The sequence below is a fragment of the Leeuwenhoekiella blandensis MED217 genome (genome assembly GCF_000152985.1).
GTDB lineage: Bacteria > Bacteroidota > Bacteroidia > Flavobacteriales > Flavobacteriaceae > Leeuwenhoekiella > Leeuwenhoekiella blandensis.
Genome location: NZ_CH672395.1, coordinates 3,947,884 through 3,964,042 on the forward strand (window position 1 = coordinate 3,947,884; position 16,159 = coordinate 3,964,042).

Sequence of the window (16,159 nt, forward strand, 5' to 3'; positions counted from 1 at the left end):
TAACTTAGAAGTGAAATTTCACTTCTATGCAACACCTTTACAATCCGCAGTTTCAAAATCAGGATCTTGCCGCTCGGTCTGCTGCTGCATTTGACAAACTCGCTGATGCTTTTAAAACGATGCAATGGGCAAGTCAAAAAGAAAATGGCTTCTCCCCGCTTCAACAAAAATTGTTATTCTTTATTGCTTATCACGGTCCTTCTGAAAATACCGTAAGTCAACTGGTTAAAGAATTTCAAGTTACCAAAGCAACGATTAGCGATTGTGTCAAAACGCTTGAACAACGCAAACTGCTCACCAAAGTTCTCAATTACAAAGACAATAGACGTTTTCATATTACGCTTACCCAAAAAGGAAAAGAAGTCGTTGCACAACTTACCGAACCTGCGACAACACTTTATGAAGCTTTAAATACCGAACATACAGAAGATTTAAAGCAACTCTACAATAGTTTGTTTTCCATACTATCTAAATTGAACAAAGAAAATACTGTCGCTTTAAGCAGATCGTGTCAAGATTGCAAAGCCTATCGTTCAGATGGTATCAATCACGCCTTTTGTATGGAATTACGCGTTCAATTACCCCCGGAAAATCGAAGAATAGATTGTCCTAAACATCAACCTAAATAATACATTATGAAAAAAAGAGTAACCGGATTGGGCGGATTTTTCTTTAAAACCCAAAATCCAGATGCAATTAAAGCCTGGTACAAAACACATTTAGGAATTCCTACAGACCAATATGGCTGGACGTTCTGGTGGCGTGATGAACATGGAAATAAATGCTCAACACAGTGGAGCCCCTTTCAGCAGGATACCTCCTATTTTTCTCCAAGCGAGAAGCAATTCATGATGAATTTTAGAGTAGAAAATTTAGCCGAATTGCTAGAGGTTTTAAAACAAGAAGGTGTCGAGATCGTAGGAGAAATGGAAGAATATGATTACGGTAAATTTGGCTGGATCTTAGACCCGGAAGGCAATAAAATCGAACTATGGGAACCGGTAGATACGTCATTTTTAGATGATAGTGAAGAATAATCTCCCATATTTCTAAACCATGGATCTTCTAATTCGACCATTTAAGCCTGAGGATTATCCTGAAGTCGCTAAAATCTACCATGCAGGAATCGACACCCAAATAGCAACTTTTGAGACAGAGGCCCCAGATTTTGAAGCCTGGAATTTACGCTTTTGCAAGGTTTGTAGATTAGTTGCGCAGTTTGATAATGAGATTGCCGGCTGGGCAGCGTTGAGTCTGGTTTCTAAACGGCAAGTGTATCACGGGGTTGCTGAAGTTACGGTGTATGTCGCGCCGCAACATCAAGGTAAAAAAATAGGTTTTCAATTGCTTGAGGCACTAATTCAAGCGAGTGAACAAGAAGGCTTTTGGACGCTAACTGCACATATTTTTCCGCAGAATAAAGCCAGTATTCACGTACATCAAAAGTTAGGCTTTAGACTTTTAGGAATCCACGAAAAAATCGCTAAACGCAATGGTAAATGGCAAGATAATGCGCTTTTAGAACGCCGAAGTACTAAGATTCTTTAGCGGACTCGTCTTCGTTGCGTGCCTGCTCCAGCTTCTGTTCTAATTCGGCTTGAAATTCCTCAAGAACCGGCTTTACGGTACTTTCAGGAAGATCTTCGATCTTGATATACATTAGCCCATCTATAGCATCATTAAATAATGGATCCACATTAAAAGCAATCACTTTTGCATTCTGCTTGATGTATTTTTTGATCAATACCGGGAGACGTAGATTACCGGTTTCCATCTCTTCAATGATCTTATCAAACTTGTTCAAATCTGCTTCGGTCTCGTCAAAAACAAATTCTTTATCGGCATCTTTCAGCTTGACCTTAAATTCCTTTTTCGGTCTGATGTATTGTGCGATATACGGATCGTAATAGTGCGAACGCATAAATTCGATCATCAGCGACTTAGAAAAATTTGAAAACTGATTACTGATACTCACGCCACCAATAAGGTATTTATGCTCAGGAAAACGCAAGGTGGTATGTACAATTCCGCGCCACAATAGAAAGAGCGGCATTGGCTTTTGTTGATATTCTTTGATCACAAATGCACGGCCCATTTCAATACTTTCACTCATCATTTTATGCAGCTCAGGCTCAAACCTAAATAGGCTTTGTAGATAAAAACCGTTAATCCCATGTTCCGGCATAATATGGGCTCCAAGTCCCATTCTGTAGGCTCCAGCGATTTTTTTACTGTCTTCGTCCCAAAGGAATAAGTGATGATAATGATGATCGTAGCGATCAAGATCTGTAGGCTCATTGGTCCCCTCTCCCACTTCTCTAAACGTGATCTCACGCAAACGCCCAATCTCATTTAAAATGTTGGGAATGATCTCTGCGGAAGCCAAAAACACCTCATAATTTTTGCTCTGCAACAGCCTTTTCTCGTTCTCACGAAGACTATTCACCTCCTGCTCAATAAGTTCGGCCTTGACTTCGTTGGCAATTTTCTTAGGTTCTTTAGGGGTTTTTAGAGAATGTGGAATTGTGCTCAAAAGCGACGATTTCTTCTCGAAGGTCTTCGCCAGAATATAGGTTTTACGTCTTAGAAATTCCGTAAAATCTTCTAAGCTTTCGTGCTCTTTTTGCGCTTTAACCGAAATCGGATTCCCGATACGCACGTGAATGGTACGCTTTTTCTGCGTAAGCAATTCCGAAGGAAGTTTAGCCGTACGCAGCGTATCGCTGATGCGTGAAAGCTGATAGAACAGCCTGCTATTTTTAGCGTGAAAATAAATAGGAACTACAGGAACTTCTGCACGTTTGATGAGTTTCATTGCAGCCTCTTCCCAAGGTTTATCAATGATAAGCTTATCATCCTTATATGTAGAAACTTCTCCCGCAGGAAAAATCCCTAAGGGATGCCCGTCTCTCAAATGCCTGATCGCCTGTTTGAATCCGGCGATACTCGATTGCGCATCCTTATGATCTTCAAACGGATTTACCGGCATCACGTAAGGCTTTAACGGCTTGATACGATGCAGAAGAAAATTTGCGATGATCTTAAAATCGGGACGCTGCTCAATGAGTAGTTTAAGCAATAAAATCCCGTCAATTCCTCCTAAAGGATGGTTACTGATCGTGATATAACTTCCTGCTTTGGGCAGGCGTTTTAAATCTTCTTCGGGGATATCAAAATCGATCTCAAATTCATCTAAGATCGCATTTAGAAATTCTAGATCGCTTAAGTGCTTGTTGCGATCGTAGATCTCGTTGGCTTTTGAGATCTTAAGTACTTTCATCAAGGTCCATCCCATAAACGTACCCGCAAAACCAAATTTATCTACATTGATCGCCTTTGCAACTTCTTTTGCGGTAACTAATCCCATGAATTCCTTGTCTTCAAAAAACCTTTACATCAGGTAAAGATCGTAAGTTATAATTTGTTAGGTTCTTGTTTTTGCAATCGCATAAACCCACTTAGTAAGTAGGAAACAAAGATAGCAAAAAAGGCTGCAAGCACGTTATACAGTTAACAACTGAACCGTATTTTGCATCACCTGTTTTAAAAGAATTTTTTTGTCTTTTTCAAGCGATTTGAGCGCTTCTTCTGTGGCGTGACGTAAGGTATACAGCGACACATTCTCGTGTACCGTCACTTTAAAATCAGCGCGCAGCTTGGCAACCAGCGCATCTAGATTTTTATATTTATTGTCTACACAAACCGAAAAACTAATCGCCGAATTTTGAATCAAATCAACTTTCATCTTATAGGTGCCTAAAAGTTTAAAGATCTCGCTGATGTTATCTTCAGCCATAAACGAAAAATCCAATGAGGAAAGCGCAATAAGCACTTGATTGGTTTTTCTGATATAACACGGAACCAACGGTTCTATTAAATTCCCGACACTCACCTGAGTTCCTGCTTCCTGCGGATTCAAGAAGGATTTCACAAAAAGCGGAATTTCTTTACGCTGCAACGGCTGAAGCGTTTTAGGATGAATTACTGAAGCGCCGTAGAACGCCAACTCTATTGCTTCTTGATAGGAAATAAAATTAAGCAACGTCGCGTTTTCAAAATAGCGTGGATCTGCGCTCAATACACCGGGAACATCTTTCCAAATGGTAACGCGCTCAGCATTTAGACAATAGGCGATAATCGCAGCAGTGTAATCACTTCCCTCTCTGCCTAAAGTGGTTGAAAATCCGTTTGGGTCTGAAGCGATAAAACCTTGCGTAAGCTGAATTCCTTTTTTGGGAACCTTTCTACTCAAATTGCGCATAGTTACTTCCCAGTTCACTTTTCCTTCGCGATAATGCGTATCGGTTTTAATGTAGTCACGCACATCGTGCCAGGTAGTTCTATATCCTTCTTTTTCCAAAAATGCATTAACGATCGTAGTGCTTAATAATTCTCCATAGATCACCACTTGATCGTAAACAAAATTATAGTCGGGTGATTTGTTGCGCTGCAAAAAGCCTTTCAACTCCTCAAGCAGTGCTTGAATCTTTTTAAAGACCGGAGCAGCAGGGTTTTCAAAAAGTTCTAATGCAATGTTGTGGTGAAACGCTTCAACGGTTTCTATGGTATCGGTTTTTAAAGAAGCTTCAAAATAGGCAGCTACCACATCCTCAAGCGCATTGGTCATTTTGCCCATCGCCGAAATCACGATCACCAGATCTTCTACCTGAGTTTGCTCTAAAACCTTGACCAGATTTTTTACACCCTCTGCATTTTGAACTGAAGCACCACCAAATTTATACACCTGAAAACCCATGCAATCTGTTTAAGCTAAACCTTTTTTGCTCAGAAACTTTTTCATCGCTTCGGTATCCATTTGTACCGTATTCCATTCTTTCATCACATTTGCTCCTGAAGCTTCATAAAAATCAACCGCCGAAGTATTCCAGTCGAGCACTACCCATTCTACGCGTTTGAGACCTAGCTCATACGTGTACTTGATCACTTCGGTATACAGCGCCATCCCTAAGCCTTCGCCGCGGTACTGCTCGCGCACGATGAGATCTTCAAGATGAACCGTGCGTCCCTTCCAGGTTGAAAAACGATAATAAACCAGTGCGATGCCCAGAATCTCACCTTCCCGTTCTGCAACAAAACACGTAAAATCGGCATTGCTTCCGGTACCGTATGCGATAAGATCATCTACCGTTACCTCAACAGCATCTGGCTCTTTTTCATAAATCGCCAGTTCTTTTATAAGGCGTAATACTTGAGCCATATCATCGGCTTCCGCTTTGCGAATTGTTGCTTTCATATTAAAATGTTTCTCTGTTAAATATACAGCTTAAGAAGCGAATCAACCACCACAAAAACAAAAACCCATCGCTTTTACGATGGGTTTTAAAAAACGTATGTGGTTTCTTAATTCTTCTTATCTAAAAGGTATAGATAATCATCAAAATCGATTCCTCCTTGAAAAATCTGAATAGAACGCTCGATTAAAACCTTAGCACGCTCTGCGCTAAAGCCAAGACCTATCGCATATTTTTCGATTAAGAAACGCTCGTGATCATCAATGGTATGATCTACAAAAATCATTCTGAACAAATCGTGTAAACGCTCTAAACGCTTTTCTGAATTGTTAGGTGGGTTTATAGGGTATCTGCGTGCATTCTCAACGATATCAACATATTCGGTCTCGTCGATGTCTAGTTTTACTGCAAAACGCTTTAAAAGTTTAGTTTCTTCAGCATTCAACTCGCCGTCTACCGTAGCCATATTTGCAATTGCTGCAAAATGCCCAAGGTTACGTCTATGCTCGCCACTATCAAATAAATCTGAAAAAGACATGGTTTAAATTTTAAGTCGTCAAAGATAATTATTTAAGCCTCTTTTTAAAATTTAAAATTCAGTTTATATCAAACACCTTCTGTGTTTTACGCCATCCTTTGGCAGCCCCTAAAAACACTAAGCTTTCTTAAATCCTGCTAATGTTTTCTTAATCGGTTTACGGCTTAAAATTCTACTTTATACCTTTAAAATTCAATCGTTTGAATCTTAAAAGCTCCAATACCATTAAACCACCACTTCTTCAATTTAACGAAAAGGGCATTTATTGCGCTGCGGCAGATGTGTATCTCGACCCCTGGAAACCGGTCGAAAAAGCCATTATTTCTCACGGCCACGCAGATCACAGCCGCTGGGGGCACAAAGCATACATCACGCATCACATTAACGTGCCCATTATTAAACACAGGCTGGGCGAAATAAATGTAACCGGTAAGGAATGGGGCGAAACTTTTAAGATTAAAAATGTAAAATTCAGTTTGCATCCTGCAGGTCATATTATTGGCAGCTCGCAAATTCGCGTAGAACATAAAGGCGAAGTCTGGGTATTTACAGGCGATTATAAAACCGAAGATGACGGCATCGCCACTCCGTACGAACCCATCAAATGTCACACGTTTATTACCGAATGTACCTTTGGACTTCCTGCTTTTAAATGGCGGCCGCAAAGCGAAGTGTTTAATGACATCAACACCTGGTGGTCAGCTAATAAAGCTGAAGGTAAAACCTCGGTGATTTTTGGCTATTCCTTAGGGAAAGCACAGCGTTTGTTGAGGTATTTAGATACAGATATCGGTAAAATTTATACGCACGGTGCTATTGAAAATATGACGGAAGTAATACGGCCGCTCAGCCCGATGCCAGAAACCACGCGCGTCACCCGCGAGACCAAAAAAGAAGAACTTCTGGGAAATATTGTGGTCGCTCCTCCCAGCGCACACGGCAGTACATGGATTCGTAAAATGGTGCCTTATGTTACTGCTTCGGCTAGTGGCTGGATGACCTTTAGAGGAGCCCGAAGACGCCGGGCGATCGATAAAGGTTTTGTCCTGAGCGATCACTGTGATTGGCAAGGATTATTAGAAAGTATTGAGGCTACTGGTGCCGAAAAGATCATCAGCACGCACGGCTATACCGATATTTTCACTCGGTATTTGCTGGAGCAAGGTTATGATGCACGTACCGAAGCGACACAATATGAAGGCGAATTAGGAGAGGAAACTGAAAAAGAACAGGAATGAGAGCATTTGCCCAACTTATTAAAAAGATAGACAGCACCAACAAAACCAACATCAAGGTTGATGCCCTCACCGAATATTTTAAAGTGGCTCCGCCGCAAGACAAAGTGTGGACGATCGCAATACTTTCACACCGCAGACCTCCCCGACCGGTAAATACAACCTTACTGCGCACTTGGGCTTCGGAGTTGGCAAACATTCCCTTGTGGTTGTTTGAAGAAAGTTACCACATCGTAGGCGATCTCGCTGAGACGATTGCTTTGGTCATTCCCGCTTCAGAAGAAAGTACCGACAAAAGTCTCACCCAGTTTCTGGAAGAAATTATCGCACTCAAGAAAAAACCCGAAGAAGAAAAACGAGCTTATCTGCGATCCAACTGGACCGACCTCAACTATTATGAGCGTTTTGTATTTAGCAAACTCATTACAGGAAGTTTTCGCATTGGCGTGAGCCAGAAATTGATGACGCGTGCGCTCGCAAAGGCTACCGGCATTGACGTTGATATTTTGGCCTATAAACTTATGGGGAATTGGGATCCCAAGACCATAAGCTTTCAAGAGCTTATTTTAGAAGAAAACAAAGCAGATTACCTCAGCAAACCGTATCCGTTCTACCTCGCTTACGCAATCGAAGATGAGCCCGAAGATTTAGGAGATGTGTCTGAGTGGTTTGCAGAACATAAATGGGACGGCATTCGCTCGCAAGTGATCATTCGGGATAACGAACTCTTTGTATGGAGTCGCGGTGAAGAATTAGTTACCGATAAATATCCTGAGTTTGAGGCTTTGGTCGAAGCCTTGCCTAACGGAACCGTTTTGGATGGTGAAATTCTTCCGTTTAAAAATGGGGTGATCGGCACCTTTAATGATTTACAAACGCGTATTGGTCGTAAAAATGTTTCTAAAGCATTGCTCAAAAAAACGCCGATAATCCTCAAAGCTTATGATATTTTAGAATGGAAAGACAAAGACATTCGCGATCTGGCTTTCGCCGAAAGGCGCAAAATCCTTGAAAAATTATATAGCGAAGTTAAAACGGAATCGCTGCCGCTGCATCTTTCTGAAACTATGGAATTTGACACCTGGGAAGCTGCGGCTCAAGAACGCGAACGCAGCCGCGAAGTCATGTCTGAAGGTTTGATGCTGAAGCGAAAAGATTCACCCTACCTAGTAGGACGTAAAAAAGGAGACTGGTGGAAATGGAAGGTAGAACCCCTTACCATTGACGCTGTACTCACCTATGCGATGCGCGGGCACGGCCGTCGCAGTAATTTATTTACCGACTACACTTTTGGTCTTTGGGACGATAACAAAGAAGAACTTGTCACTTTTGCCAAAGCGTATTCCGGCCTTACTGATAAGGAGTTTCGCAGTCTCGATGCGTGGATCAAAAAGAACACTTTAGAACGTTTTGGTCCTGTGCGCAGCGTGACTCCGTATCACGTTTTTGAGATCGCTTTTGAAGGCATCGCCCCTTCCAAACGTCATAAAAGTGGAGTTGCAACCCGTTTCCCAAGAATGCTGCGCTGGCGGAAAGATAAAAAAATAGAGGATGCCAATACCCTTGAAGATTTAAAACAATTGATCCCAAAGCCTGAGAAATCTAAATAAGGAAACATTTGAAATTTTAACTTTAAAAGGATTAAACGCTCTCCTCCTTTTCAAGGAGGAGAATGAATTTGCCAAAGGCAAAGAAAGAGGTGGTAACAGGTTGTTTAAAATGAAAAAACAAGTACATAATTTAAAGGAACTCGAATCTCAACGAAAGTATCTAAGGTCTAATTTAACAGCGGCTGAAGCTTATTTATGGAACTATTTAAAAAAATCTCAACTTAATGGAAGAAAATTTAGAAGACAACACAGTATATCACATTTTATCGTTGATTTTTATTGCCCGAAAGAAAAATTGATCATAGAACTTGACGGACAACATCATTTAAGCTCTACCGCCATGGAGTACGATGAATTCCGCACAAAGAAGTTGAATGATTTAGGTTATACTATAATTCGCTTTGAGAATAAAATGGTGTTTGACCTTTTACCAAGTGTTTTGAAAGAAATCGAGGATAATTTTAAATGCTAAATTAAATCAATGTTATTGGCGGTAATGAAACCACCCCGTCGCGATTTAGATCGCGACACCCCTCCTAAATTTAGGAGGGGAGCCATAACAATCTGAGTCCAGTTCAAAACCCATCTGCTATTCATAACGAAATGACCCACAAACAACTTCATAAACTTGCCACTAATTGGTTTAAGGATCAAGGGTGGAAACCTTTTGCCTTTCAGGAAGAAACTTGGAATGCATTTTTAGAAGGTAAAAATGGATTGCTGAATGCACCCACAGGTAGCGGAAAAACATACGCCTTATGGGTAGCCTTCGTATTGGATTATATCAAAAACAATCCCGATTATAAAACCAAACACAAGCCCGGTCTTAAAGCGATTTGGATCACACCTCTTCGCGCGCTTTCTGTTGAAATTGCACAGGCAGCCCAACGTTTTGCTGATGGTTTGGATACCCAACTAACAGTTGGGATTCGCACCGGTGACACGCCTCAAGCCGAACGGGCGAAGCAAAAAAAGAAAATGCCCGATTTGCTGGTCACCACTCCAGAAAGTCTTCAGTTATTGCTGACTTCAAAAGGATATGACAAGGTTTTTAAAAACACTACTGCTATCGTTATTGATGAGTGGCACGAACTTTTAGGAAGCAAACGCGGTGTGCAAGTAGAGCTCGGTTTGTCTCGCCTCAAAACGATCGCGCCGCAGTTGCGCATTTGGGGTGTTTCGGCAACTATAGGGAATCTAAATCAGGCACGCGAGGTGCTTCTGGGACCCGAATCTCAAGCATTTAAAAATTCTGCATTAATCAAAGCCAATCTTGGAAAAACCTACAAAGTAGAAAGCATCATCCCGGAGACTATGGAAAAATTTCCGTGGCGTGGGCATATGGGTTTGCATTTGCTTGAAGAGGTGGTTCCCATCATCAATAATAGTAAAACCACTTTGCTTTTTACCAATACCCGGGCGCAATGTGAGTTGTGGTTTCAAAAACTGATGCATAAACATCCCGAATTTGCCGGCGAGATGGCGATGCATCACGGCAGCATCAATAAAGAAACGCGATTGTGGGTTGAAGAAGCCATTCGCAACGAAAGCCTTAAAGCCGTGATTTGTACCTCGAGTCTAGATCTGGGCGTTGATTTTGCGCCGGTAGAAAGTATCATTCAAATTGGTGGTCCAAAAGGGGTTGCGCGCTTTCTACAACGTGCAGGACGCAGCGGTCACCAGCCCGGTAAAGAAAGTGTGATCTACTTTTTACCTACGCACGCCATCGAGTTGATCGAAGCTTCAGCACTGGGAAAAGCGGCGATCAATCAGGTCGTTGAAGATCGTATTCCGTATTTGTTGAGCTTTGATGTATTGATTCAGTATTTGACGACTTTAGCAGTTTCAGACGGTTTTTATCCTGCGGAAATTTATCAGGAAGTCAAGCAAACCTTCTGCTTTCAGGCAATGTCAGACGAGCAATGGCGATGGATCTTAAATTTCATCACAAAAGGCAGTCAGTCGTTGCAAGCCTATGATGAGTATAAGAAAATTGAGATCGAAGAAGACGGAAAATTCAAAGTAAACAGCAGATCGGTAGCGATGCGCCACCGGCTACAAATTGGTACCATTGTTGGCGATGCGGCGCTTCAGGTAAAATATTTAAAAGGTGGCTACATCGGTACAGTCGAAGAATGGTTTATCTCTAAACTAAAGCCCGGCGATGTCTTTACTTTTGCAGGAAGAAATCTCGAACTCTACCGCATTAAAGGAATGCAGGTTTTGGTCAAAAAAGCCAAAACCAAAAAACAAGCGCGCGTGGTAAGTTGGATGGGTGGCCGACTCACATTATCTGCGCAAATGAGCGAATTGCTGCGCGAAGAGTTGTACTCGGCAAATCTTCCTTTGGAAGAACAAACGCGCGAACTGCAAGCCCTCAAAGATATTTTTGAGCGGCAACGCGTAGAATCTATCGTACCGACTGATGATCAATTTTTGATCGAAACCTTTAAAAGTCGGGAAGGTTATCACCATATTTTTTATCCGTTTGAAGGGCGTTTTGTACACGAAGCTTTGGGCAGTTTGCTCGCCTATCGCATCAGTTTGCTGTCGCCCATTACCTTCAGCATCGCTTTTAACGATTATGGTTTTGAAATTCTTTCTGATCAACAAATAGATATGCAGCAAGTGCTCGACAACGACTTGTTTACTTCGGCTTATTTATTTGAAGACTTGCAGAAAAGCTTAAACAGCACAGAAATGGCCCGCAGAAAATTCAGAGATATTGCGGTGATCAGCGGTATGGTTTTTACAGGATTTCCCGGGAAAATCATCAAAAACAAACATTTGCAAAGCAACAGTCAGTTGTTGTTTGAAGTATTCAGAGATTATGAACCGGAGAATCTTTTGTTTCAGCAAGCCTATCGCGAGACTTTTGAACATCAATTGGAAGAAGGCCGTTTGCGCATTGCTCTTGAGCGAATAGAACAACAAGAGATCGTAGTTAAAAACTGTAAAAAAGCGACCCCATTTTCCTTCCCAATCATCACCGATCGCCTTCGTGAAAAACTAAGCAGCGAGAAGCTTGAAGATCGCATTAAAAATATGCTGAAGTATCTCGATAAATACTAGCAGCACCCTTTCAATCTTAACAAACTTTAGCCTTTCTTTAAATCTAAAATAACAGCTTACAGCCTATAAACACTAGTGTTTATCAGTATCTTTAATATAAAGAAAACTAATCTTTCCGCTTTGCGGAAAACCAAAAAAATAAAGTTATGAAAAGTGTACAACCGTATTTAACCTTTAGAGGAAATTGTCAGGAAGCCTTAAATTTTTATCAGAACTGCTTTGGTGGTCAGATCAAAAATAAAGACACCTATGAAGGCAAAGAAATTGATATTCCCGGAGATTATCGCAACAAATTGCAGCACGCGGAATTAGAAGGAAAAGGCATTCATATTATGGCGTATGACGCGGCACCAGATACACCACTTACTGAAGGAAATCAGGTTCAATTAAGCGTGGATCTAGAGAGTAAAGAAGAAACTGATGAATTATTTGAAAAACTTTCTGCCGGCGGACAAGTAGTAACTCAATTGCAAGAAACCAGCTGGAATGCATACTACGGAAGATTGCGCGATCAATTTGGCGTAAACTGGATGCTGAATTATCAAAAAAATTAAGATTCCATATTCTAGAATTTTTAGAAAAATCTGCTCATCACGAGCAGATTTTTTGTTTTTATAAACAGCCTTTCAATCTAGAAAACTTGAAATTTGCGTTGTAATGACGCAAGAGATCAGCATACAGAAGAATACGTTTACCATGCATCCTTCAGGAGGAATGCTTTGGCATGAGAAGCGCATGCTGTTGATCGCTGATGTACATCTGGGGAAGGTCTCGCATTTTAGAAAACATGGGAGCGCAGTACCGCTAAGAGCGGTTGCTGCTAATTTTGACCAACTCACGCGCGTCGCCGACTATTACCAAGCGCAGTCCATTTGTTTTCTGGGAGATCTCTTTCACAGCAGCTTAAATACCGAGTGGAAACTTTTTGAGAAATGGGTGCAGTCTCGTGATGAAACCTTGATACTCATCGCCGGGAATCACGATATCATTTCGCCTGTAAAGTATGATAATCTGAATATTGATATTTACAGTGAATTTCAATCAAATGGTTTTTTATTAACGCATCACCCTGAGGAGCGTAAAGGCTTTTTCAATTTTTGCGGACACATACATCCCGGAATTCGGCTGGGCGGAATTGGCCGACAAGTACTTAAACTTTCGTGTTTCTTTAAGACTGAAAATCAACTGATTTTACCTGCGTTTGGTACCTTTACCGGAAACTATTATCTCGAACCTCAATCGGGAGATCAGGTTTTTGCAATAACTAAAAATGAGGTAATCCCCATTCAATGAAAAAAAAATTAGCCCTTATCAATTTGATCTCTGTGATTACCGCCGTTGTAGTCAATTATCTATCACAAACGCAACGCTGGAACAATACGACCATTGGCGAGATGAGCGCTAAATATGATAATTTATTCACCCCTGCAGGCTATGCTTTTGCTATTTGGGGTGTGATTTTTTTAGGGCTGATAGCCTATGCCCTTTTCGGAATCAAACGCGCATTTTTTAGTAAAAAAGAAACGCCGCATATTGAGCAAACCGGTTATTGGTTTGCGCTAACCAACTTTTTAAACACGGCTTGGGTTGTTGCTTTTACCTATGACTACGTCTGGCTTTCTGTTTTGATCATCATCGGGATGTTAATCGCACTTTTAAAAATCGTTTTTAAAACCAATATGGAGCGCTGGGATGCACCTATCGAGATCATCGCTTTTGTGTGGTGGCCTGTTTGTATTTACAGCGGTTGGATCGCCGTGGCAACTATTGCAAATATTTCGGCATTTTTGGTTAAGTTAGGATTAGCCGGAAGTCAGTTAACGCAAATCATTTTCACCATGCTTTTGATTACGATCGCGGTTTATATCAATCTTTTAATAACCAATCTGCGCAATATGCGTGAATTTGCGATGGTGGGTGCCTGGGCACTTTTTGCCATTTTTATTCGCCATAAGGAAAGCTTAGAAAGTGTTGCTTATTTTGCTTTGGCAGGCTGCGTCTTACTTGTTGTTACTGCAGGATTGCACGGCTACCGCAATCGAGCTACCAATCCGTTTAATAAACTCAAGCAGCGATTTAACAATTAAGCTGAAAAGGTATTTCTTCTTCGGAAAGAACTTTTATTTTTTTAAGAAAATCTGGATGAAATGGGTTAATAAGTAGATTGTATTCCTGTTCAAAAAACCTTAGTGGTATTCTTGCAGAAGGTACAGCTAAAGCTAGGGATTCTTTCTTTAAAGCCCAATTACTTCCAATTTCCTGAGTACTTCTTGGGTGTGGGCGAAAATCCCAACCTCTTGGCAACTCATTTAAATCTATTCGCTGCGGCTCTGCATCAAGTTCTAATACGGCAATTTTCCAGTTAAAATCAGAAACCGAAGCGCCACGAATAGAAAGATGCTCCATCATTGACACAGACACATAACTACTTGCATAAATGATTGGTGTAAATCCTTTATTCCAGCGTGCAGCAGCCGGACCATAACCTAATGCAGAATATCCTTCTCGATCTATATAAATGCGATACACTTTCATTAAATAATTGCTCCCCAAGCTAGTGCATCTAGTGCCTCATCAACGTACTCTAAACCATTGGGGTCTTGAATCATCTGTTTAGGAATAACATTACCTAAGGCCTGATTGGGAGTTCCCAACCAATCTAGAAATTGCTGTTCTGAACCAAAAATTGAAATACCTTTTTTAATAAGCTCATTTACATCATAGATCATTTTTGAACTTAGCTTACTCAAAATGCCATTATTTGATTTCCAACGCGAAATAGTAGATGGATTAACATCTAGAAAATGGGCACTTTCTTCCTGATTAAATTCAAGAAAATCGAGAACAGACTTTGCTTTTTGGTAAGGTAAACTTTCTTGCCGCCAATAAGCAACAGCCTCTTCTTTCACAGAAGCGCTACTAAGAGACTCTTCAACAGATTTGTAAGATTTCATTGTATTACACATATAATTGCAAATGCAATATACAAAATAATTAAATGCAATTAAACCCTAAACACTTGATAATTAAACACTAGTCCTTTTTAAAGCATAGACTTAATATCATTTGCCCAACTGGGGTAGCTAAAAACCATTCCTTTTAAGGTATTTACCTCAAGCTTGCTGTGCATCGCCATCATAAATAAATTGATGGTTTCCGCAGCTTCACTGCTTAGTAGATGTGCCCCTAGAAGTTGTCCGGTTTTCTTATCAACTAGCGTTTTGTACGCATAATGTGTTTCATTCAAGCGCTTGGCATTATACCAATCTTCAACCGAAGCCGTTTTTACCTCAAAATCATAGCCTTGCTTTTGAGCCTCTTGCTCTGTCAGTCCCACACTCGCCAATTGCGGAATGGTAAAAACTACTGAAGGCGTTGCGGGAACATCGACTTCTGCGCTGTTTCCATTTAAAATATTCTTGGAGACATAATAAGCTTCTTGATGCGCCACCGGAGTTAGGGGCAGATTACTCGTGTCTGAAACATCACCACAAGCATAAACCGAAGGATTTGTCGTGCTTTGCATAAATGTATTCACCGCAACCCCTTTTTTTGAAAACGCCACATTGCCTTTTTCCAGATCGAGTTCGTCTACCGCCGGGACGCGACCCGCAGTATTAAAGATCAATTCGGCTTTCAGTTTTTCTGAATTTCCGTTATGATCTACCGTTAATCTATGGTTTTTGCGCAGTTTTTCGATTGCTTTTGCTTCGGCGTTAAAAAGGAATTTAATCCCAAGTTCCTCCGATTTTTTTTGAAGCTGAAGCGCTAAATCTTCATCAAAATTAGAAAGTATACGCGCATTCACATCAACTATCGTAACATCCACGCCACATCGTGCGGCAATATGGGCAAATTCCATCCCAATATAACCGGCGCCAATAAAGATTATACTTTCAGGTAAAGCTTCGAGCTCGAGAAAATCATCACTGATCAAGGTGTGTTCATCTCCAGGAATATTTAAATGCATTGGAATATTTCCTGTGGCGATCACGATTTTATCGGCAGTAACCGTTTTTCCTTCTACAGACAAAGTGTTTTCATCTAGAAACTTCGGCGATTGATGATACAAGGTTATCCCTTGATCTTTCAGTTTTTCTTCGGTGGTAAACGGCACGGCCCCAGTGAATGTCTTTTTGAACTCCATCAAATCAGACCAACGTACCTCAGGAACTTCTGCAATTCCTTTTCCTTTTAAATTTTGGCTGCGCTCGATAATTTCTGTCAAGCCTACTAAAACCTTTTTGGGGTCACAACCTCGATTGGCGCACGTTCCGCCAAACTCCCGATTGTCTGCAATCGCAACGTTTAGGCCCGCTTCGACCGCATCATAAGCCACATGTTTACCGGCATTGCCGGTTCCTATCACAAAAAGATCGTAATGCGCTATCGCCATAAATTTTTGATTTTTATAAAGATAAAGGGCGCATGTCGGTTTTATGTTAGCAAAAT

17 protein-coding genes are annotated in these 16,159 nt (G+C 41.0%); 10 read left to right on the forward strand and 7 right to left on the reverse strand.

Annotated features, from left to right (window positions below; translation table 11 throughout):
- Positions 1–26: 26 nt before the first annotated feature.
- Genes MED217_RS17015 through MED217_RS17025 form a run of 3 tightly spaced genes read left to right on the forward strand, consistent with a single transcriptional unit; the run spans position 27 to position 1,548 of the window.
- Complete coding sequence (locus tag MED217_RS17015) at positions 27–629, forward strand: MarR family winged helix-turn-helix transcriptional regulator (protein WP_009781803.1); 603 nt, start codon at positions 27–29, stop codon at positions 627–629.
- Positions 630–635: 6 nt separating this feature from the next.
- On the forward strand, positions 636–1,037 hold the full coding sequence (locus MED217_RS17020; RefSeq protein ID WP_009781804.1) for a VOC family protein: 402 nt from the start codon (positions 636–638) through the stop codon (positions 1,035–1,037).
- Positions 1,038–1,056: 19 nt separating this feature from the next.
- Positions 1,057–1,548 carry a GNAT family N-acetyltransferase gene (locus MED217_RS17025; protein ID WP_009781805.1) on the forward strand — a complete coding sequence of 164 codons (492 nt, stop codon included), beginning with the start codon at positions 1,057–1,059 and terminating at the stop codon, positions 1,546–1,548.
- Here the strand turns inward: MED217_RS17025 and MED217_RS17030 are convergent.
- The 4 genes from MED217_RS17030 to MED217_RS17045 form a co-directional block, all read right to left on the reverse strand.
- A complete protein-coding gene (locus tag MED217_RS17030; RefSeq protein ID WP_009781806.1) occupies positions 1,535–3,367 on the reverse strand; it encodes a bifunctional lysophospholipid acyltransferase family protein/GNAT family N-acetyltransferase in 1,833 nt (610 codons plus the stop codon). The two genes, MED217_RS17025 and MED217_RS17030, sit on opposite strands and share 14 nt — an antisense overlap.
- A 135-nt stretch (positions 3,368–3,502) precedes the next feature.
- Positions 3,503–4,756: an aspartate kinase gene (locus MED217_RS17035; protein WP_009781807.1), complete on the reverse strand. Its 1,254-nt coding sequence runs from the start codon at positions 4,754–4,756 to the stop codon at positions 3,503–3,505.
- Positions 4,757–4,765: 9 nt separating this feature from the next.
- Complete coding sequence (locus MED217_RS17040; protein WP_009781808.1) at positions 4,766–5,254, reverse strand: GNAT family N-acetyltransferase; 489 nt, start codon at positions 5,252–5,254, stop codon at positions 4,766–4,768.
- 107 nt (positions 5,255–5,361) lie between these two features.
- A complete protein-coding gene (locus MED217_RS17045; RefSeq protein WP_009781809.1) occupies positions 5,362–5,790 on the reverse strand; it encodes a tellurite resistance TerB family protein in 429 nt (142 codons plus the stop codon).
- A 224-nt stretch (positions 5,791–6,014) separates the two neighbouring features.
- Here MED217_RS17045 and MED217_RS17050 point away from each other — a divergent pair, with 224 nt between their 5' ends.
- From MED217_RS17050 to MED217_RS17080, 7 genes are all read left to right on the forward strand, one after another.
- Positions 6,015–7,028 (forward strand): ligase-associated DNA damage response exonuclease, encoded by a 1,014-nt coding sequence (locus tag MED217_RS17050; RefSeq protein WP_040533792.1) that lies wholly within the window; start codon positions 6,015–6,017, stop codon positions 7,026–7,028.
- Positions 7,025–8,635, forward strand: coding sequence for an ATP-dependent DNA ligase (locus MED217_RS17055; protein ID WP_009781811.1), 1,611 nt, complete (start codon positions 7,025–7,027; stop codon positions 8,633–8,635). The genes MED217_RS17050 and MED217_RS17055 overlap by 4 nt, the downstream gene beginning before the upstream one ends.
- A gap of 109 nt (positions 8,636–8,744) precedes the next feature.
- On the forward strand, positions 8,745–9,107 hold the full coding sequence (locus MED217_RS17060; protein WP_009781812.1) for an endonuclease domain-containing protein: 363 nt from the start codon (positions 8,745–8,747) through the stop codon (positions 9,105–9,107).
- Positions 9,108–9,238: 131 nt separating this feature from the next.
- Entirely contained in the window at positions 9,239–11,707 is a 2,469-nt protein-coding gene (locus tag MED217_RS17065; RefSeq protein WP_009781813.1) for a ligase-associated DNA damage response DEXH box helicase, read from the forward strand.
- Between the two features lie 146 nt (positions 11,708–11,853).
- Positions 11,854–12,261, forward strand: coding sequence for a VOC family protein (locus MED217_RS17070; RefSeq protein WP_009781814.1), 408 nt, complete (start codon positions 11,854–11,856; stop codon positions 12,259–12,261).
- Between the two features lie 103 nt (positions 12,262–12,364).
- Entirely contained in the window at positions 12,365–13,000 is a 636-nt protein-coding gene (pdeM, locus tag MED217_RS17075; protein ID WP_009781815.1) for a ligase-associated DNA damage response endonuclease PdeM, read from the forward strand.
- The gene (locus MED217_RS17080; protein ID WP_009781816.1) at positions 12,997–13,794 is read left to right on the forward strand and encodes a hypothetical protein; all 798 of its coding nucleotides are present in this window, start codon (positions 12,997–12,999) and stop codon (positions 13,792–13,794) included. The genes pdeM and MED217_RS17080 overlap by 4 nt, the downstream gene beginning before the upstream one ends.
- Here the strand turns inward: MED217_RS17080 and MED217_RS17085 are convergent.
- The 3 genes from MED217_RS17085 to MED217_RS17095 form a co-directional block, all read right to left on the reverse strand.
- Positions 13,784–14,242, reverse strand: coding sequence for an RES family NAD+ phosphorylase (locus MED217_RS17085; RefSeq protein WP_009781817.1), 459 nt, complete (start codon positions 14,240–14,242; stop codon positions 13,784–13,786). The two genes, MED217_RS17080 and MED217_RS17085, sit on opposite strands and share 11 nt — an antisense overlap.
- Positions 14,242–14,661: an antitoxin Xre/MbcA/ParS toxin-binding domain-containing protein gene (locus MED217_RS17090; RefSeq protein WP_009781818.1), complete on the reverse strand. Its 420-nt coding sequence runs from the start codon at positions 14,659–14,661 to the stop codon at positions 14,242–14,244. Before MED217_RS17090 ends, MED217_RS17085 begins: the two co-directional genes overlap by 1 nt.
- Positions 14,662–14,750: 89 nt before the next feature.
- A complete protein-coding gene (locus tag MED217_RS17095; RefSeq protein WP_040533794.1) occupies positions 14,751–16,103 on the reverse strand; it encodes a dihydrolipoyl dehydrogenase family protein in 1,353 nt (450 codons plus the stop codon).
- Positions 16,104–16,159: the final 56 nt, after the last annotated feature.